The following is an 18,832-nucleotide window of genomic DNA, read 5'->3' as shown; positions in this document are numbered from 1 at the left end:
CCCAGCAGATAGCTCTCGTACCAGCGCACCATGGTGCCGATCAGCGCCATCGCGACGGCCAGCCAGGCCAGGCGCGAACCCAGCAGCGACATGACCGGGCGCTCGCCCTTGGCGAACACGCCTATCCAGTAGAAAGCCGTGCTGATGAAGAACACCATGCTCATCCACAGGATGGCGGACTGGCTGGAGAGGAAATACTTCAGGCCAAAGACGGTCTCCGACCGCGCCAGCTCGCCGCCCTCCGCTCCCTGGTACAGGCCGATGGCCATCAGCGAGAAGCCGGCCACGGTCAGCATCAGCACCGCCAGCGGGCGCCAGAACCATCCCAGCCAGATCATGGCCGGGATGGTCGCCAGCAAAATGCCCTTCTCGTACACATCCATGTAGGCGGCATAGCGCTGAAGCGCATAGCCCAGGCCCACGGCCACCACGACCGCAAACAACCAGTCAAACCAGTTGCGGCGGGCGAAATAGCCTTCGTTCAGAGTCAATGTCGTGGTTGCGGTGTTCATACAGAACCTCCGGGAGTCTTCTTTTGCAGGGGCCTGGCCCCGATCAGCTTGTCGGCCAGCATGGCGAACTCGCGGTCGCCATCCATGGTCTTGCGGTTGGTGGACAAGGCCATGTTCGCATGGCTGCCCCCGTTCGCAGGGGTCAGCCAGATCCAGATGCGGCGGTCACGCACATACAGCATGGCAAAAACGCCGATGATCAGGAAGAGGCAACCCAGGTAAACAATGTTTTTACCGGGAGCGCGCGCCACCTGGAACACGCTGGCCTGGACCTGCTTGAAGTCCTGCAGCATGAAGACCACGGGCGCCGGGTAGAACTGCGCATCGCTGAGCGAGAACACCGATTGCGTCATGAAAGCCTGGGTCTTCTCGTCGTTCTCGAAAGGCTTGAGTCCCGCCTGCTGGCGTACCTGCTGGGCCAGCTCGAACAGCACGCCGTTGAGAATCCGCACCAGCACCTCGCCGGCGCGCTCGCGCTCGGCCTCGGGCACATTGCTGTCCATGAAGCCCGAGATCGCCTGCAGGCCTCCGAGCGGGCGTCCGTCGGGAGCCTTGAGCTTGCTGTCCTGCCCGGCGAACAGCTCCAGCGCCTTGAGCGCGGACTGCGTCAACGGCTCGGCCAGCTCGGGCCTGGAGACATCGACCGCCCGCTGCACATAGGCGCGCGCCGCCTTTTCGGCCTGGGCCCTATTCTGCATGGCCTGGCGCAGCTGCATGAAGGTGTTCATCGTGCCCTCAGGGTCGGCAGGCACGCGCAGATAGCGCATCTGGTCAGCCTGATTTTCACGCACGCCAAGCAGGAAGACCGGCTGGCCGTCGCCCGTGTCCACGGGCAGCATGTAGTTCTGGAACTCGCGCGCCTGACCCGAGGCATCGCGCAGCTTGTAGCCCACGCTGGGGCCGATATTGCGCAAATCCTTTTTGTCCGTGGTCTTGTGGGCGGCACCCAGGCGCTCGTCGATGGCCTGCCTCAGATCGACCTTGCGCACATCGGTGCCGGCGCTCTTGTCCTGGCCGCCGAAGTTCTCCACATTGATGGTGCGCAGCGCCGTGTACTCCAGCGTCACCTTGTCCTGCTGGCCATCGGCCAGCTTGCGCACGAACTCCGTGGAGTTGCCGATCACGCCCTCCACGTCGAAGGGCTGGGAGACACCATCCATGGGCACGGCATGCAGCTTGACGCTGGAGCCGCCGTCATCGAAGCTGCTCTGGTAGATCTCGATGCCCTTGTAGCTGGCCGGATGGTTCACTTCCACGCGCTTTTCCAGCTTCTCGCCCGTGGCGCGGTCGTGGATGACGATCTCGCTGGCGAACAGCTTGGGCATGCCGGTGGAGTAGTACTCCACGATAAATTTTTTCAACTCCACCGAAAATGGCAGATCCTGCAGCAAGATGCCGTCCGATTGATTCAGGATGGCCGTGCCGGACTGTGTGCCTTCGGAGACCATGAGGTTGCCGCGGAAGGTCGGGTTCTTGGTCGACAGGCGGTGCTCGGGCGCCACGTCCGAGATCATGCCGCCGCCGGTATAAGGTGTTTTGCCTCCCAGCATCATCTGGGCCCGCACGATGAGATCGCCGTCGAACAGCCCGCCGATACAGATCAGCACGATGGCGCAATGTGCGGCGATATAGCCCAGCTTGTTGGCCGCACCGGCCTTGGCTGCCAGCATCCAGCCGGTGCCGGGCCCGGCTGCCGTGTCGCGCTGCTGCATCTTGACCTTCCAGCCACCGGACACCAGTTGCTGGCCGATGCGCCGTGCCGCCTCTTCGGTGCTGCCCGCCACCTCGGCCTCGGCGCGATGGTGGAATGCCTTGAGGCTTTGTTCGCGGATGTTTTCCTTGTAATTGCGGATATCTGCCAGATACTTGGGGGCATGCCGGCTCACGCACAGCGAGGTGCTGATGACCAGGAACGCCAGAATCAGCAAAAACCACCAGGCGCTGTAGACCGCATTGAGCTTGAGCGCCAGAAACAGCTGTGCCCAGAAGGGGCCGAACTGGTTGACGTAGTTGACCAGGGGTTCATGCTGCTTGAGCACCGTGCCGATGACCGATGCGATGCAGATCACCGTGAGCAGTGAAATCGCAAAGCGCATGGAGGCCAGCAACTCCAGAGTCGCGCGCACTGCCTGTGAGCGAGAGGAGTCACGATCGCGAAGTGGAAAGTCAGACATGAGGATGAGATAGAGCCGAACGCAAAAAGGCGGGCCATCTGCTGAACTAGCCGATGGGCCCGCCTGACTTGGGGGTGACAGATGCCTGAAAGTTCCCGCAGTCCCCTCCGCATCTGGTGAAAAGGATTTTTAACGCAAGCCAGCTATATAGTCTGCCACGGCCTTGATTTCGCGATCATTAAGCTTGGCAGCAACCTGGGCCATGGGAATGCTATTGCTGCGCTTGCCGTCGCGGAAGTCCGTCAATGCCTTCACGGTATATTCGGCATGCTGACCCGACAGACGCGGGTATTGGGCGGGAATGCCGGCCCCGTTGGGGCTGTGGCAACCCGCGCAGGCGGCAATCTGGCGTTCCTGGATGCCGCCGCGGTAGATGCGCTCGCCCAGGGCGATGGAGTCCTTGTCCTTGGAGAAGCCGTTCTTGGGCGTTTGGGCATGCAGCCAGACCGCAATGTTTTGCATGTCGCCATCGCTGAGCGTGGCGGCAAAGCCCTTCATCACCGGGTCGTTGCGCTTGCCTTCCTTGAACTCGCGCAGCTGCTTGACCAGATACTCGGGATGCTGGCCAGCCAGCTTGGGCTGCAGGGGAATGGTGGAATTGCCGTCCGCGGCATGACATGCGGCGCAGACCGCCCCATAACTGGCTTGCCCTTTGGCAGCATCCGCCTTGACAGGTGTTTCTCCCGCCGAGAATGCGGGGAAGGCAGGTGCTGCGAAAATGGCAGCAGTCAGCAAAGAGGCAAGCAACTTCATATCAAGGGGCTGGGTCTATTGTTGAGAGCTCGAATCCGTCAAATTCTACAATGGGCCTCCCTGAAATAGTTACCGTCATGACCCATGCTTCCCCGGATACCACAGCCGGAAAATCACTTTCTTTGATCGACAGCAAGCTTGCGATGGGCTGGATGCACACCGCGCGCTTTTTTACGACCGCAGCCCAGCTCAACCAGCTGCCCAAGGTCGAGGTTCCCGAGATCGCCTTCGTCGGCCGCTCCAACGCAGGCAAGTCCACCGCCATCAATACCCTGACCCAGCAGAAGCAGCTGGCCTTCGCCTCCAAGAAGCCTGGCCGCACCCAGCACATCAACCTGTTCTCACTGGGCAAGCAGGGCGTGACCGATGCCGTGCTGGCTGACTTGCCCGGCTACGGCTACGCGGCCGTCTCCCGGACCGACAAGGAGCGCTGGCAACGCGTCATGCTCAACTATCTGATGAGCCGTGAAAGCCTCTCCGCCGTGGTGCTGCTGTGCGACCCGCGCCTGGGCCTGACCGAGCTCGATGAAGCCCTGCTGGACGCCATCCGTCCACGCGTCGAGCAAGGCCTGAAGTTCCTCATCGTGCTGACCAAGGCCGATAAGCTGACACGCGCCGAACAGGCCAAGATTCTGTCCATCACCAAGCTCAATGCGGGCGGTGGAGAGGTGCGCCTCTTCTCCGCCCTCAAAAAGCAGGGCGTGGACGATGTGGCCCAGCTGCTGTGGCACTGGTGCCACCCCGAGGGACTGCCCCAATCGGGATTATCCGAGGCCTCCCCCGTCGCCCACGCGACGCCTGCGGACGATACACCCACGCAAAATCAGCCATAGGCGCTTATCTTGCAAGCGCCAGAAGCTACAAAAAGGAGAGCTTCATGGTCACGACTTGCATGCATTCCCTGCCCACAGGGGTTGAGCTGGAATGCCGCATCAGCGGCGAACCGGGTCAACCCCTGTTGCTCTTTCTGCACGGTTTCCCCGAGGGTGCCTTCATCTGGGATGAGCTGCTTGCGCAGTTTGGTGGCCGCTACCGCTGCGTGGCGCCCCATCTGCGCGGCTATGGCCGCTCCAGCCAGCCCACGGCCATCAGCGACTACCGTGCGAAATACCTGGTGGAAGATCTGTCCGCCCTCATTGCGCTCGAGAGCCGTGACCAGCGCGCAGCCTGCGTGATTGCCCATGACTGGGGCGGTGCCGTGGCCTGGGGCCTGGCCAACCGCTACCCCCAGCAGCTCGAACGGCTGCTCATACTCAACTCGCCGCATCCTGGCAGCTTCTTGCGGGAGCTGCAGTCCAACCCTGTTCAGCAGGCCGCCAGCCAGTACATGCACTTTCTGCGCCGACCCGATGCGCCCATGTTGCTGGCCGAGAACGGCTGGCAGCGCATGCTGGGATTCTTCCAGAATCCCGATGGCAGCAAGCCCGCCTGGCTGACGCCCGAGCGCAAGCAGCAATACCGCGAGCATTGGGATCTGGGCGTGCACGGCGCCTGCATGTTCTACGCGGCCAGCCCGCTGGTGCCGCCCCGCCCAGGCGGCAGCGCCGATGAGCTCCAGGACATTCGCGAGCTCAGCCTTCCCGATGAAATGCTGCACATCCCCGTGCCGGTGCGCATACTCTGGGGAGATGACGACCTCGCACTGCAGCCCGCTTTGTTGCAAGGGCTGGAGCAATGGGTGCCACAGCTGGAGATAGAGCATCTCCGGGGCTGCAGCCACTGGGTGGTCCATGAGAGGCCCGAGGCTGTGCAGCGCGCCCTGACCGAGTTTCTTCAGACGCCAGTGCGCTCCTGAAAAGGAAGTTCCTAGCGCCCAGCCATCATGGCATGGAGAACGATTTGACGCCTATTTCCCGGAGTAGAGCGATGGCTCGCCGTCCGGGCGCGTCTTGAAGCGTTTGTGCACCCAGTAATACTGGGGAACCATGGTCAGGATGGCGGCCTGCAGTTCACGGTTCATGCGGGCGGTGTCGGCCACATGGTCATCGGTCGGGAAATTCTCCCAGGCAGGCGTCAGCTCTGCCACATAGCCCTCGGGCGTCATGCGGTTGTAGAGCGCCACCACCTTGGCCTTGCCCAGGCGCGCAAAGCGCGACAGCGAGGGAATGGTGGCCGTGTCCTGCACCGCGAAAAAGGGCACGAACACCGAGTCGTTCTTGCCATAGTCCATGTCGGGCAGCAGATACAGCAGCCCGCCCTTGCGCAGGCACTGGATGATGGGTTTGACGCCATCGGCGCGGTTGAGCATCTTCACATGGCCGAAGCGCTGGCGGCCATTCATGAACCAGGCATCCAGATCCGGATCGGGATTGGTGGCGAAGATGGAAGTGAACTCGCGCTCGGTATTGAGCGGCAGGGCCAGCCCACCTGCATCCATGCTGTAGAAATGCGGCGCGAAGACGATGGTGGGCGTATCGCCCTCCAGCTCATGCGTGGCACCAACCAGCTTGACGCGGCTGCGCACCAGCGCCTCGGAGCCGAACCACAGCCAGCTTCTGTCGAGAAAGGTCTGGCAAAAGACTTCAAAAGACTCCTTCGCCCAGGCTTTGCGCTGTGCCTCTGGCACATCGGGAAAGCACAGCTCGAAGTTGCGCAGCGCGATGCGCCGGCGCTGGCCCGCCACCACAAACAGCACACGCCCCACAACCTTGCCCAGCCCGCGCAGCAGGGGCAGCGGCAGCTTGGCCAGCACATGCATGCAGCCGATGGCTATCTTGCTGGCACTCATGCCTTCTCCCCCGGGATTTGCTTGTCTTCACGCGGCTGCTTGTAGCGGCCGTAGCCCCACAGGTATTGCTGCGGAGACTGGCGGATGGTGGTTTCCATGGCGCGGTTGATCAGCGCCACGGTGGCTTCCAGAGATTGAGATTCGGGCACAGGCAATTCCTCTAGATACAGCGTATAGCCCCGCCCCCAGGACTTGCGCTCGCACCGCGCCACGATGACCGTGGCCCCGGTTTGCAGCACCAGTCGCGCTGCCAATGTCATCGTATACGCATCGCGGCCGAAAAAAGGCGACCAGATCCCCAGCCCATTGGGCGGAACCTGATCGGGCAGCAAACCCACGGCAGCGCCCTGGCGCAGGGCCTTGATCATCTGACGCACGCCCGCCAAGGTGGTGGGAACGGCCTGGACGCCAGGACGATTGCGCGCGGTTTCCAGAATTTCGGCCAGCCAGCCCTGGCGTGCGGGGCGGTAGAGCACGGTGATTGCGCCATGTCGGTCCGACCAGCGCCGCGCTGCGGCCTGCACCGACATCTCGAAGCAGCCCAGATGGGGCGTGAGAAACACAATGCCCTTGCCGCGCGCATAGGCCTGCTCGACCACGTCTGCGTTGACGATGTCGCATTCCGGCAACTGGCCCAGCCAGATGCGCGGCATCTCGAACACCATGCGCCCTGCATGTCCCACCGCCGCCCTGACCTGCGCAAATCCATAGCCGGCCTGGGCGGCGTTGGCCGCAAATCGGCGCCGATAGGTGGGAGATAGAACCCAGGTCACCCACCCCATGGCCGCGCCAAGGCCATGCAATAGCCATAAAGGCAGTGCAGCAAACAGTCGAAACAGGGATGGCATTAGAATAGCGGGGTCGCTGAGTTAAAGAGCAACTTGCAGGGCGACATAAAAACAAAACTGCTAAAGCGTTCGCCAGACTTCGAAGCTCGGGCAACGCAATTGCCCAAGCAACAAGGAGTTATATCAATGGCGAACAGCGATTTTCTGTTTACCTCGGAATCGGTTTCTGAAGGCCACCCCGATAAGGTTGCCGACCAGATCTCTGACGCGATTCTGGACGCTATTTTCACCCAAGACCCGCATAGCCGCGTGGCTGCCGAGACACTGACCAACACCGGTCTGGTGGTATTGGCCGGTGAAATCACCACCGGTGCGAATGTGGACTACATCCAGGTCGCACGCGACACCATCAAGCGCATCGGCTACGACAACACCGAATACGGCATCGACTACAAGGGTTGCTCGGTGCTCGTCGCCTACGACAAGCAAAGCCAGGACATCGCCCAGGGCGTGGACAAGGCCAGCGATGACGAGCTGAATACCGGTGCTGGCGACCAGGGCCTGATGTTCGGCTACGCCTGCGACGAAACGCCCGAGCTGATGCCCGCGCCCATCTATTACGCACACCGTCTGATGGAACGCCAGGCCCAGTTGCGCAAGGACGGCCGTCTGCCTTTCTTGCGCCCGGACGCCAAGAGCCAGGTGACCCTGCGCTATGTGGACGGCAAGCCCCACAGCATCGACACCGTGGTGCTGTCCACACAGCACAGCCCCGATCAGTCGGAAACGGCAACCAAAATGAAGGCATCGTTCACCGAAGCCATCATCGAAGAGATCATCAAGCCCGTGCTGCCCTCCGAGTGGCTGCTGGACACCAAGTACCTGATCAATCCCACCGGCCGCTTCGTCGTGGGCGGACCTCAGGGCGACTGCGGCCTGACCGGTCGCAAGATCATTGTGGACACCTACGGCGGTGCCTGCCCCCATGGCGGCGGTGCGTTCTCCGGCAAGGATCCAACCAAGGTGGACCGCTCGGCCGCCTATGCTGCCCGCTATGTGGCCAAGAACGTGGTGGCTGCCGGTCTGGCGCGCCAGTGCCAGGTGCAGGTTGCCTACGCCATCGGCGTGGCCCGCCCCATGAACATCACCGTGTACACCGAAGGCACGGGCGTGATTCCCGATGCGGAGATCGCCAAGCTGGTGGCTGCGCACTTCGACCTGCGCCCCAAGGGCATCATCCAGATGCTGGATCTGCTGCGCCCCATCTACAGCAAGACTGCAGCCTACGGTCACTTCGGCCGCGAAGAGCCCGAGTTCACCTGGGAACGCACCGACAAGGCGGCTTTGCTGCGTGCCGCTGCCGGTCTGAAGTGATTCAGGCACCCGCAAAACGGGTCTGAGGATCTGAGGGCTTGGCCCCCCAGCCTCGTCAAGAAGCCACCGCGAACCATTGCGGTGGCTTTTTTGTTGTCGGATCAAGCCGACAAGGATTTACCCCAAATGAGCACCGCGAGCATGCGCCCGGCGACTTAGGCTTGAAACATCGCTTCAGACAAAGGAGTTCCGATGCTCAAGTGGGCCATTATTTTTGCCATCATTTCCCTGGTGGCAGGTGTTTTCGGCTTCACCGGCGTAGCCGCAGGCGCAGCCGGCATAGCCAAGATCCTGTTCTTTATTTTCATTGCCGTTGCCGTGATCTTCGTGGTTCTGGCCCTGCTGGGCATTGGCGCAGTCAGCTAGTCGACACCGCCGGGCCCGAAACACCAACCCGAATGCCTGCCTTGCGCAGGCATTTTTTCATGTGGAACGGACTCAAAGCCCCCGGGCAGTCAGCGCCAGCGTCTGGCTGAAGCCGGGCTTGGCCCGGTAAAGCTGGGCGGGCCGGTGCGCCCCACCGCCCTGCATGGCCCCTGGCACGGGCTCCAGCCAGTCCATCTCATCCATCTTGCGCCTGAAGCTAACCTTGTTCAGCGGCTCGCCCAGAATGTTTTCATAGACCTGCTGCAGCTGCGGCAGCGTGAAGGTTTCCCCGCACAGATGCACGGGCAAGGAGGAATACAGGCTTTTGCTGCGTACGCGCTCCAAGGCGCAATCGAGGATGGCGCGGTGATCGAAGGGCAGTTGCGGCAGGTCCGAGAGCGGCAGCACGCAGATATCGCTTCGATCAGGCGGCAGGTTCTGCACGGGCAGCAAGGCACAGTAGGCGATCGCCACCGACCAGCCACGCGGATCGCGCGCCGGCCCGCTGAAAGTGGCCAGCTGCTCAAGATAGGCCCCTTCTATGCCCACCTTGGTCCTGAGAACGCGCGCCGCACTGGCCTTGGCGTCCGCATCCTCCTCGGTATGAATGAAGCCGCCGGGCAAGGCCCACACCCCGGCAAAAGGCGCAGCCCGACGGCGCAGCAGCACGGCATGCAGCTGCTGCTCCACCAGGGTCAGCAACACCACATCCACACTCACCTGCACTGCTTCCCTGCGCTCATTGCTTTGATTCATTTTTTTACCAACTCTGTTTTCCCTCTGCAATTATTTCACATCAATCTCAAAATACTTAGTTGCAAATATATTTTAAGTGTTCTAGACTGCAGGCATTGCCTCTCTCATGAAAGCCGAACACCATGAGCCATCCACAAACCCAGCTGCTGATCATCGACCCGCAAAACGACTTCTGCGATCTGCCTGCCGACTGGTGCCCCCGCTCACCAGATACTCATCAGCTGATAGCACCCAGCCTTCCGGTGACGGGTGCTCATGCCGATATGCAGCGCCTGAGCCGCTGGATCGCAGCCCAGCACGACAAGCTGGGCCAGATCACCGTCACCCTCGACTCGCACCAGGCCTATGACATTGCCCATCCCGCCTTCTGGCAGCAGCGCGATGGACATGCCGTGCTGCCATTCACCCCGATCACGGTGGCCCAGGTGCGTGCCGGAGACTATGCCCCGCGCAACGCAGCCGAGCACGAACGCACGCTGCAATATCTGGATCGGCTGGAGGCCCAGGGCAGCTACACCCTCATGGTCTGGCCGCTGCACTGCGAGATCGGAAGCTGGGGCCATGGAATGCATGCGGACGTGCTCGCAGCCTGCCGTCAGTGGCAGGAACTGCAACACCGTTCCACCCGTCATGTCTTCAAGGGCATGAACCCCTGGACCGAGCACTACAGCGCCATTCGCGCCGAGGTTCCCGACCCGCAGGATGGCGAAACCGGCCTGAACACGGCCCTGCTGGACCAGTTGCGCCAGAGCAGCACCCTGGTGATCGCAGGCGAGGCCAGCAGCCACTGCGTGCGCGCCACCACCGAGCACATTCTGGAGCACTGGGGCAGCAGCGATTACTCGCGCATCGTGCTGCTGACGGACTGCATGAGCCCGGTCGCCGGATTCGAGGCCGCGCACCACGACTTCCTGGAACGCATGCGTGCAACCGGTGTACGCTGCGAAACAAGCGCCAGCTTTGGCCTATGAGACAAGTCAGCCTCTAGCGATTGTGGATAAAGCGCTAGCAGCTCATATTTTTGAAAAGAAGAACGGCATGAAGCCCATCATCACCAGCCTGCTGGACACCGACCTCTACAAATTCACCATGTGGCAGGCCATGCTGCACCGCCACCCCCAGACCGAGGCCGAGTACGAATTTGTCTGCCGCACGCCCACGGCCTTCCCGCTGGCCGAGCTGCTGCCCGAAGTGGAACGCGAGCTGAATGCCCTGTGCAGCCTGCGTTTCGGCAAGGACGAGCTGGACTACCTGGCCGGTCTGCGCTTCATGAAGAGCGACTTCATCGACTTTCTGCGCATCTTCCAGTTCCAGCGCGCCTTCATCCGGGCCTGGGCCGAAGGCGACCAGCTCCATATCGTGGCCAAGGGCCCGCAAGTCCATGTGATGGGCTTCGAGATCTATGTGCTGGCCATCGTCAACGAGCTGTACTTCCGCCGTTTCGATGCCGGGCTCGCCCTTGCCGAAGGCCGCAAACGCCTGCAAGTGAAGCTGACCCAGCTCAAGCATCTGGCTGTCGAGGCCAAGCTGCGCAATCCCTTCGAGCTGTTCGACTTCGGAGTGCGTCGCCGCTTCTCGGGGGCTTGGCAACGCGAGGTGGTACAGGCTTTTGCCTCAGAGACCGCGCAGTGGTTCAAAGGCACGTCCAATGTGCTGCTGGCACGCGATCTGAATCTGGTGCCCATCGGCACCATGGCCCATGAGTATCTTCAGACCTATCAGGCGCTGGGCGTTCGTCTGCGCGACTTCCAGGTGGCGGCCCTCGAGGACTGGGTGCAGGAATACCGGGGCGACCTCGGTATCGCCCTCACCGATACCGTGGGAATGGACGCCTTTCTGGCCGACTTCGATATGTACTTTGCCAAGCTGTTCGATGGCCTGCGTCATGACTCCGGCGATCCGTTCGAGTGGGGCGAAAAAGCCATTGCCCACTATGAAAAGCTGCGCATTGCCCCGCAAAGCAAGCGTCTGGTGTTCTCGGATGGACTGGATCTGGACACGGCCCTGGCGCTCTACCACCGCTTTGCCGATCGCATCCAGTGCGGCTTCGGGATCGGCACGCGATTGACCAATGACATGGGCTTGACCACGATCAATATCGTGATGAAGCTCACCCATGCTAACGGCCAGCCCGTGGCCAAGATTTCCGACTCCCCCGGCAAGACGCTGTGCAACGACGAGACCTATCTGGCCTATCTGCGCCAGGTCTTCGACATCCCTGAGCCTGCTGCCCAGGCCGCCTGAATCTTCGGAGGCAACCATGCTGAAAGTCACCCTTGCCCAGCTCAACTACATGGTGGGCGATATCAGCGGCAATATCCGCCGCATGAGAGAGGCCGCCACCAGGGCCGCAGCCGAACAGGCCGACCTGGTGGTATTTTCCGAACTGTCGCTGTGCGGCTACTATCCCGGTGACCTGCTGGATGAACCCAGCTTTCTGCAAAGACTGGATGCAGGTCTGCAGGAGCTGCTGCAGGCCACGTGCCAGTTCCCCGACCTGCACTGGGTCGTGGGCGCCCCCACACGCCACGATGGCCCCGGCAAGCCGCTGCACAACAGCCTGCTGGTGCTCAAGAACGGACAGATCCGCCTGCAGTACGACAAGCAACTGCTGCCCACCTACAACATCTTTGACGAGCGGCGCCACTTCGAACCCGGAGCCGACACGGCCAAGGTGCTGCGCGTGGGCAACTGCCAGGTGGGCTTTCTGGTCTGCGAGGACGGCTGGAACGACCAGGGTGCGGACTACGCCACCAACCCTTTCGTGCGCATGGGAGATGCGGCTCCGGATCTGGTCGTCAGCATCAACGCCAGCCCCAGCCATCTGGGCAAGCGCGAGCAGCGTCACGAGGTCTTCACCCAGGCGGCGGCACGCCACAAGCTGGCCATCCTCTACATCAACCAGATCGGTGGCCAGGACCAGATCGTGTTCGACGGCGCATCATTTGCCGTGGAGCCCGAAGCGGGACTGGTTTTTGAAGCCCGGCGCTTCGAGGAAGATATCTGCACGCTGGAGCTGAATGCACAGGGCCGGTTTCAGCCCTGCGACGGCTCGGCCTTGCCTACCGTGCCGGCGCAGGGTCTGCCCACCATGGAGTTCTACCGCCAGCAGATCGTGCTGGGCCTGCGCGACTATGCGCGCCGCTGCGGCTTCCAGCAGGTGGTGGTCGGCAGCTCGGGCGGCATCGATTCGGCATTGACGATGGCCCTGGCCGTCGATGCACTGGGGGCAGACAACGTGGTGGGCATCACCATGCCGTCCAGCTACTCATCGGCCGGCTCGGTCGACGATTCGGTACAGCTGTGCCGCAATCTGGGCATCCGACTGTACGAGCATCCGATCAAGGAGTTGGTCACGACCTATGCGCGCCAGTTCGAGGCCAGTTTTGGCGAGCCGCTCAAGGGTCTGGCGCTGGAGAACCTGCAGGCCCGCGCACGCGGCACCACCCTGATGGAGTTCTCCAATGCCTTCGGTCATCTTCTGCTGACCACAGGCAACAAGTCCGAAGTCTCGGTGGGCTACTGCACCCTGTATGGAGACACCAATGGTGGCCTGGGCCTGCTCGGCGACCTGTACAAGACCGAGGTCTTCGAGCTCTCGCGCCACCTCAACCGCCATGCAGGCCGAGAGCTGATCCCGCTGACCATCATCGACAAGCCGCCTTCGGCCGAACTGGCACCCGGCCAGAAGGACGAGGACAGCCTGCCTCCCTATGCCGTGCTCGACGAGATTCTCAAATGGCATATCGAGGGCCAGCATCTGTCCAGCCAGGAATATGCCCAGGCCGCCGCCTTTGTGGCCAAGCTGCGCACCCAGCCTGGTGGTCCCGAGACCATTGCCCGCGTGCAGAAGCTGGTGTTCCGCAGCGAGTACAAGCGCCGCCAGGCTCCGCCCATGCTCAGAGTGCGCCCACGGGCCTTCGGCACGGGACGGCAGATGCCGATTGCGGCACACTACGAGTAGCAATGCCCGACAAACGCTTGATACAGGGTGGCAAAGCCCTGCCGCACCTGTGGTGCGGCCAAGCGTTTCGGACGCCTGTCCCGAATGCCGTCCCCGGCTGGGCCGGGCCTGGTTGAACATTCAGAAAATGTGAGCTAATTTCGCTTGCCAACCAGGCGTTTAGCCCGTTTCCACCTTTTTGCCCTTGTGGGCGCTGATTTCTGTACGGGTTTCGCTCTCATGCCTCAAGCCAGTCCCAACACCTCCAGCAAGCGTTTCATCGCCGCCGCACCCGAGACCCTGCCCACCTCCGTGCCCCTGCATACCGCCGTGCTGATCGGCCGCTTCCAGCCTCTGCACAACGGCCATATGGCTTTGCTGCACGCCGCACTGGAGCGGGCTCGCCAGGTCGTTGTGGTGCTAGGCAGCGCCTGGCAAGCCCCCAATCCCAAGAACCCGTTCAGCTGGCAGGAGCGCGCGCAGATGCTGCGCAATGCGCTATCGAAAGAGGATGCCGAGCGCGTGCGCTGCGTTCCCGTGCGTGACTATTACAACGAGCCGCTGTGGGTGCATGCCGTGCGCGAAGCCGTGCAGGCCCATGTGCCCGAAGGCGCGAGCGTGGCCCTGGTCGGACATTTCAAGGACTCCAGCAGCAGCTATCTGGCGCGCTTTCCGGGCTGGGAGCTGATCAGCCTGCCGCGCCTGGGTCAGTTTGACGCCACGCCGCTGCGCGAAATCTTCTTCGGCGAAGGCCATGCCTCGGCCGGGTCCATGGATGCTGCTCTGGCCAGGCTTTCCCCCCAGATGCCCGAGAGCACGCTGGACTTTTTGCGCCTCTGGGCCCAGACACCGCTGTATCTGCGTCTTCAACAAGAGTGGCATATGCTGCAGGACTACAAGCGCGCCTGGGCCAAGGCGCCTTATGCCCCGGTATTTGTCACCGTGGATGCCCTGCTGCGCTGCCGTGCCAAGGGCCAGGATCAGGTGCTGCTGATCCAGCGCGGCCATGCTCCGGGCCAGGGCCTCTGGGCCCTGCCCGGCGGTTTCCTGGAGCAGCGCGACAGCCTCTGGCAATCCTGCATGCGCGAGCTGCGTGAGGAGACCTGCTCCTCGATCAGCGAAGCCGATCTGCTGGCAGCCCTGCAGGCCGTGCAGGTCTTCGATCACCCGGACCGCAGCCTGCGCGGGCGTACCATCACCCATGTGCACTATCTGGATCTGGGCGTGCAACCCAGCCTGCCTCCGGTGCAGGGCGCGGACGACGCCGCCCTGGCCCGCTGGGTGCCGATTGCCGATCTGCCCCGCATGGAGGCTGAGTTCTTCGAGGACCATTTCCAGATCCTGTGCCAGTTCCTGCCCGTGACCCTGGCTCAGAGCGAGCCCGAGCGCCAGGTCGCCTGATACCTCAGAACCATTGCTTCAAGCGCTTGCACATCAAGCGCCGGAGACCTTTTTTTCTTTTACACCATGAGCCAGCTCCATATCCGCCCCGCCACCGAGCAAGACATCGACCTGATCCTGCGCTTTGTGCGCGAACTCGCCATCTATGAAAAGGCCGAGCATGAAGTCAAGGCCACGCCCGACCATGTGCGTCGCACGCTGTTCTGCACCAACCCTGCGGTGTTCGGCCTGGTCTGCGAAATTGACGGCAAGGCTGTGGGCTTTGCCGTGTACTTCTTCAACTACTCCACCTGGCAGGGCCAGCACGGCCTGTACCTGGAAGACCTCTACATCACCCCTGACGCACGCGGCCACGGCGCCGGCAAGGCGATGCTCCAGCACCTGGCACGGATCGCCCTGGAAAAGGACTGTGGTCGCTTTGAATGGAGCTGCCTGGACTGGAACACGCCCTCCATCCAGTTCTATGACAGCCTGGGCGCCGTTCCGCAGAACGAATGGATCCGCTATCGCATGACGGGCTCGGCCCTGCAGGCCATGGCCGCCGGCGACAAACAGGGTTGAGACACAGGCCGGATCACCCAGAGTGATGTGTGCGGCCCTTCAAAATGATGCGCAGCCCTTTTCAGACCGAGTGTACGCAACATCAACAATGCGTCCGGTTCCCGCTTGCGCCAAAATGAACGGTTTTGCAAAACAATAACAAAGGCGGCAATCAGTGCTGACCTTTCACACCATCTGTGGAATCCAGAATGCCAAGCTATCAAGAACTCATCGCTCAGAAAAATGCGCTGGACAAGCGCATCGAAGAAGCGCGCAGCACCGAAGCCAAGGAAGCCCTGGCCACCGTCAAGCAACTGATCGCCACGTTCGGCTTTACCTCTCAGCAGGTTTTTCCCTGGAAGCCCGAGGAAAAGAAAAAGGTCGAAGCCAGGTACTACGACCCCGAAAGCGGCGCGACCTGGACCGGCCGCGGCAAGCCACCGAAGTGGATCGAAGGCAAGGACCGCAGCCAGTACGAAATCAAGTCCACGCCCACCGTGGACTTCAATGCCCCCCGCGATGAAAAGAACCCCTTCCCGGTTCAGTAAGCGACGCGGCCCGCTCAGCCACCGGCAAGCTGCTCCATCGGCAAAGGAGCCTTGAGCGTGCGCACCAGAGCCGCAACGTTCAGGCATTGGATGAGCAGATCTCCGTCATTGGCACGTATCAGGCGGTCCACCAGCTGATCTGCTGCTCCCGCCAGTGCGGGAGCCAGTCGCAACTGCCCGCTCTCGAAGCGCACCACGCCTTCGAGATCGCTGACCAGCACGCCCAGCTTGAGCCCCTGGTGCTCCAGCACGATCACCTGACTTTGTGCCGTCCTGGTCGCGGGCTCTCCAAAGAGCATCGCTCCCAGATCGAACACCCAGACATAGCCGGCCACACCCCCCTGGTTGCGCCGCGCCAGCGTACCCACGCAGTGCGGCAAGCGGCCGGCCGAAACGGGCGCGATGGCCGAGGCACTCTGGGCCTCAAGCACGCAGGCAGCATCGACGGCAAGCACGCTGCGCCCCACAAAGAACGTCGCCATCTCCAGGCCGGACCCACTGCCCTGACTGGCCGTCGCCAGGCCTTGCACCCGGGTGTTGCGCCGAACGACAGCCGCCATGGCGTCCTCCTGCACAGGACCGAAAGCCTGGACGGACAGTGCAAGCACCTCTTCACGGTAGCCGTCACTGCGCTTGAACTCCCGATAGCCGCTGCCTGCCGCAATCGCCACCACGCAATACTGGCCTTGGTGCACCATGGCACGGGCCATGCTCTGGCCTGGAGCCAAGGCCAGCATCTGCGGCGGCAGATCCGGCCTCATGCCCGGCTGCACCGGTCCATCCGAGGACGACAGGACCATGCCCGAGCGATCCAGATAGGCCACCCATCTGGCGCCTGCGTCACCTGACGGCGCACCGATCACGCCGTCCAGCATGGCCTTGAATTCACGCTCCGCATGAAACACCAGGCCGATTCCACCCAACGCAACCCCGTCTGCGTTGCGTATGGCCGCATGGTAGACATAGGTCGGACCGTCATCCTCGTACTGCGCACACGCGCGCCATGGCGACACGTGATAGGCCTGGGTCCCTTCCAGCGCCAGGACCTGTAGCAGACTATCTTCCTCTATGCACGTGCCCAGCAGCTCGCGGCTTCCCTCCGGCCCTCTCTGGCTGATGGCCACGACCTTGCCGCGCGCGTCATAAACCATGATTTGCTGATAGACCGTATACAGGTCGTGAATGGCGGTGAGCAGCCCGCAGACCTCCTCCACCTTCTCCGCAGCCCTCTCCCCCAAAGCCAGGGCCAGCAGCAACTCGGACAGCTGCGGTGTCAGCGCCCACCATCGACAGTCGTTGGCGCGCTCGTAGAGATTGCGATCCAGCAGATCCACCAGCAGGCTCGTCAACAGACTGTTGTCCCGCAGTGCAGTATCGAGCACCGTGCCGTAGAGCGCATCGATGGAGCGGGAGAAAACCTCGTTGGTCCGCGCCCCGGTCTCGCCAATCTGCTCCAGAACCGCTTGCAGCCGCGTGTTGCCCATCTGCTTGCCTGCAGTCATCACCCGCCCGTTCCACACCACACGGCGTATGGTGTCCGCTGCGCTGTGGATGGCGTGCAGAGGCGGGCAGAAGCGGTGGGCATGCGCCAGCAGGCCCTGTGCCACGGCCGCATCCACTCCATCCAGGCCCGCTTGGGACTGAAGGCCGAAGGCCAGCTCCAGCGGCGTCATGATCTGCGACCGCCAGCCCTGGGGCCCCATGTAGCCTTGATAGCCGGCCGATGCCGCGGATTGCACCAGATATGTGCATCCTCCATGCACACACAACGCACTCGCACCATCTCGGTGAGGCCGAACATTCGCCCCCACACCAATCCAGTGCAGATCGCTGCTGGCCAGCACCTGGCCCCGCTCATCCAGCAGGAGGGCGATACTGGTCTGCGCCGCTGGTGCGCCACCGTCGTGTACTGCGTCACGTCCGCTCCAGATGCCCTGCATCTCGCCGTCGAAGTCAAAGCACAGGCAAAGCACACCCGTGACTTGTCGGCTGACAGGGTGCAGCATGCGGTGCGCATAGATCAGTCCACTGTCCTGTCCCGGCAACAGGTCGGTGGCTCCGAAGCCCTGCACAAAGCCCTGGCTTTGCAAGGCTCGTTCAATCAAGGCATCCCGGCACGGCTGGCCTGTGGCCTGACGCCTCTCGCGGGCACTCGCTCGCACCTGGCCTTCGGCATCCAGCAGCAGGATGTCGGCGTAGACCGTGTACTTGCTCCGGTACGCTTGCAGACGCCGGGTGATGGCAGCCTCATCGCCATCCAGTCCGGCCATGAAACCGCACAGCAGGGCGTCGGTTGCCAAGAACCCCACATCCGCCGTTCGCTCGTAGAGATTGCGCACCAGGGTATCGATCAGATGCTGTGCCTGACTGGACAGCCCTGCCGTCACCCCCGCCACGGCCTGCATCACCATGGACTGCACCAAATCCTGCTCCAGCCGTTCGAAGCCGCCACGCGTGGCAGCCATCATGGGCAGCAAGGCCTGCGCTTCCTGCGGGCAGTTCATCTTGGCGGAGGACTCTATGAGCCGCCACATCAGATTCAGCTCCCTGAGGGAACTCTCGCAGCGTCCGACCTGGCGCATGTGAGGAATGAAGACGTCTGTCTGCAGCAGATCCTGGGCGCGCTGCGCCGGGGCAGTCATGGTTTCTAGAGGCATGTTCTGCCAGAGCAAAAGCCAGGCCTATTTGTAAAAACACGTTACACATAACCCGGCACAAACCCTTTTTCCTGACAGATTTGCCCTCTGTTCACTGAGGGAGGGGTCTTGAAAGCTCGGAAAATTGCCTTATTATTAGCACTCGATAGGGTTGAGTGCTAACAGCTTGGCCCTAGATATTCCGAATGTCGGCCAGGATGGCTGGCAAGTCTTGTTTCAACTTTGTTGATGTATTTAGGAGTTGGTATGAACCTGCGTCCCCTGCACGATCGCGTGATCGTCAAGCGCCTCG

16 protein-coding genes and 1 pseudogene are annotated in these 18,832 nt (G+C 62.2%); 10 read left to right on the top strand and 7 right to left on the bottom strand.

Annotation, left to right across the window (positions count from 1 at the left end; translation table 11 throughout):
- The 3 genes and pseudogenes from E2583_RS20530 to E2583_RS20520 all read right to left on the bottom strand — a co-directional run.
- Nucleotides 1–512: pseudogene (locus E2583_RS20530) on the bottom strand (c-type cytochrome biogenesis protein CcsB); the annotation flags it as partial.
- Nucleotides 509–2,686, bottom strand: a complete 2,178-nt coding sequence (locus tag E2583_RS20525) for a cytochrome c biogenesis protein ResB (protein ID WP_291598143.1) — start codon at nt 2,684–2,686, stop codon at nt 509–511. The pseudogene E2583_RS20530 and the gene E2583_RS20525, both read right to left, overlap by 4 nt.
- Before the next feature lie 129 nt (nt 2,687–2,815).
- Nucleotides 2,816–3,439 carry a c-type cytochrome gene (locus E2583_RS20520; protein WP_291598141.1) on the bottom strand — a complete coding sequence of 208 codons (624 nt, stop codon included), beginning with the start codon at nt 3,437–3,439 and terminating at the stop codon, nt 2,816–2,818.
- 77 nt (nt 3,440–3,516) lie between these two features.
- Between E2583_RS20520 and yihA the strand changes: the two genes are divergently transcribed.
- Nucleotides 3,517–4,272, top strand: a complete 756-nt coding sequence (gene yihA / locus E2583_RS20515) for a ribosome biogenesis GTP-binding protein YihA/YsxC (protein WP_291598139.1) — start codon at nt 3,517–3,519, stop codon at nt 4,270–4,272.
- A gap of 44 nt (nt 4,273–4,316) precedes the next feature.
- Nucleotides 4,317–5,234: an alpha/beta fold hydrolase gene (locus tag E2583_RS20510; RefSeq protein ID WP_291598137.1), complete on the top strand. Its 918-nt coding sequence runs from the start codon at nt 4,317–4,319 to the stop codon at nt 5,232–5,234.
- Between the two features lie 51 nt (nt 5,235–5,285).
- Here E2583_RS20510 and E2583_RS20505 read toward each other — a convergent pair whose 3' ends face one another.
- Entirely contained in the window at nt 5,286–6,167 is an 882-nt protein-coding gene (locus E2583_RS20505) for a lipid A biosynthesis acyltransferase (protein WP_291598135.1), read from the bottom strand.
- Nucleotides 6,164–7,015 (bottom strand): lysophospholipid acyltransferase family protein, encoded by an 852-nt coding sequence (locus E2583_RS20500; RefSeq protein ID WP_291598133.1) that lies wholly within the window; start codon nt 7,013–7,015, stop codon nt 6,164–6,166. The genes E2583_RS20505 and E2583_RS20500 overlap by 4 nt, the downstream gene beginning before the upstream one ends.
- Nucleotides 7,016–7,141: 126 nt before the next feature.
- Here E2583_RS20500 and metK point away from each other — a divergent pair, with 126 nt between their 5' ends.
- Together metK and E2583_RS20490 are read left to right on the top strand one after the other, a co-directional pair.
- The gene (gene metK, locus E2583_RS20495; RefSeq protein WP_003061970.1) at nt 7,142–8,329 is read left to right on the top strand and encodes a methionine adenosyltransferase; all 1,188 of its coding nucleotides are present in this window, start codon (nt 7,142–7,144) and stop codon (nt 8,327–8,329) included.
- Between the two features lie 192 nt (nt 8,330–8,521).
- Nucleotides 8,522–8,695 (top strand): DUF1328 domain-containing protein, encoded by a 174-nt coding sequence (locus tag E2583_RS20490; protein ID WP_003058756.1) that lies wholly within the window; start codon nt 8,522–8,524, stop codon nt 8,693–8,695.
- Nucleotides 8,696–8,767: 72 nt separating this feature from the next.
- On the opposite strand, the gene E2583_RS20485 is transcribed toward E2583_RS20490, so the two are convergent.
- Entirely contained in the window at nt 8,768–9,451 is a 684-nt protein-coding gene (locus tag E2583_RS20485) for an NUDIX domain-containing protein (protein ID WP_291598131.1), read from the bottom strand.
- Nucleotides 9,452–9,573: 122 nt separating this feature from the next.
- Here E2583_RS20485 and E2583_RS20480 point away from each other — a divergent pair, with 122 nt between their 5' ends.
- The 6 genes from E2583_RS20480 to E2583_RS20455 all read left to right on the top strand — a co-directional run bounded on the left by E2583_RS20480 (nt 9,574) and on the right by E2583_RS20455 (nt 15,883).
- The gene (locus E2583_RS20480) at nt 9,574–10,422 is read left to right on the top strand and encodes a cysteine hydrolase (protein WP_291598129.1); all 849 of its coding nucleotides are present in this window, start codon (nt 9,574–9,576) and stop codon (nt 10,420–10,422) included.
- A 67-nt stretch (nt 10,423–10,489) separates the two neighbouring features.
- On the top strand, nt 10,490–11,695 hold the full coding sequence (gene pncB, locus E2583_RS20475) for a nicotinate phosphoribosyltransferase (protein WP_291598127.1): 1,206 nt from the start codon (nt 10,490–10,492) through the stop codon (nt 11,693–11,695).
- 16 nt (nt 11,696–11,711) lie between these two features.
- On the top strand, nt 11,712–13,415 hold the full coding sequence (locus E2583_RS20470; RefSeq protein ID WP_291598125.1) for an NAD+ synthase: 1,704 nt from the start codon (nt 11,712–11,714) through the stop codon (nt 13,413–13,415).
- Nucleotides 13,416–13,634: 219 nt separating this feature from the next.
- The gene (locus tag E2583_RS20465) at nt 13,635–14,795 is read left to right on the top strand and encodes a bifunctional nicotinamide-nucleotide adenylyltransferase/Nudix hydroxylase (protein WP_291598123.1); all 1,161 of its coding nucleotides are present in this window, start codon (nt 13,635–13,637) and stop codon (nt 14,793–14,795) included.
- A gap of 66 nt (nt 14,796–14,861) precedes the next feature.
- Nucleotides 14,862–15,356: a GNAT family N-acetyltransferase gene (locus E2583_RS20460; protein WP_291598121.1), complete on the top strand. Its 495-nt coding sequence runs from the start codon at nt 14,862–14,864 to the stop codon at nt 15,354–15,356.
- Between the two features lie 188 nt (nt 15,357–15,544).
- The gene (locus E2583_RS20455) at nt 15,545–15,883 is read left to right on the top strand and encodes an H-NS histone family protein (protein WP_291598120.1); all 339 of its coding nucleotides are present in this window, start codon (nt 15,545–15,547) and stop codon (nt 15,881–15,883) included.
- A 14-nt stretch (nt 15,884–15,897) separates the two neighbouring features.
- On the opposite strand, the gene E2583_RS20450 is transcribed toward E2583_RS20455, so the two are convergent.
- Nucleotides 15,898–18,540: a chemotaxis protein CheW gene (locus E2583_RS20450; protein ID WP_291598118.1), complete on the bottom strand. Its 2,643-nt coding sequence runs from the start codon at nt 18,538–18,540 to the stop codon at nt 15,898–15,900.
- Nucleotides 18,541–18,832 lie beyond the last annotated feature (292 nt).

This window comes from Comamonas sp. (assembly GCF_009360615.1).
GTDB lineage: Bacteria > Pseudomonadota > Gammaproteobacteria > Burkholderiales > Burkholderiaceae_C > Comamonas.
The sequence above is the reverse complement of the archived record's forward strand: the minus strand, read 5'-3'. Positions and strand labels throughout refer to the sequence as shown.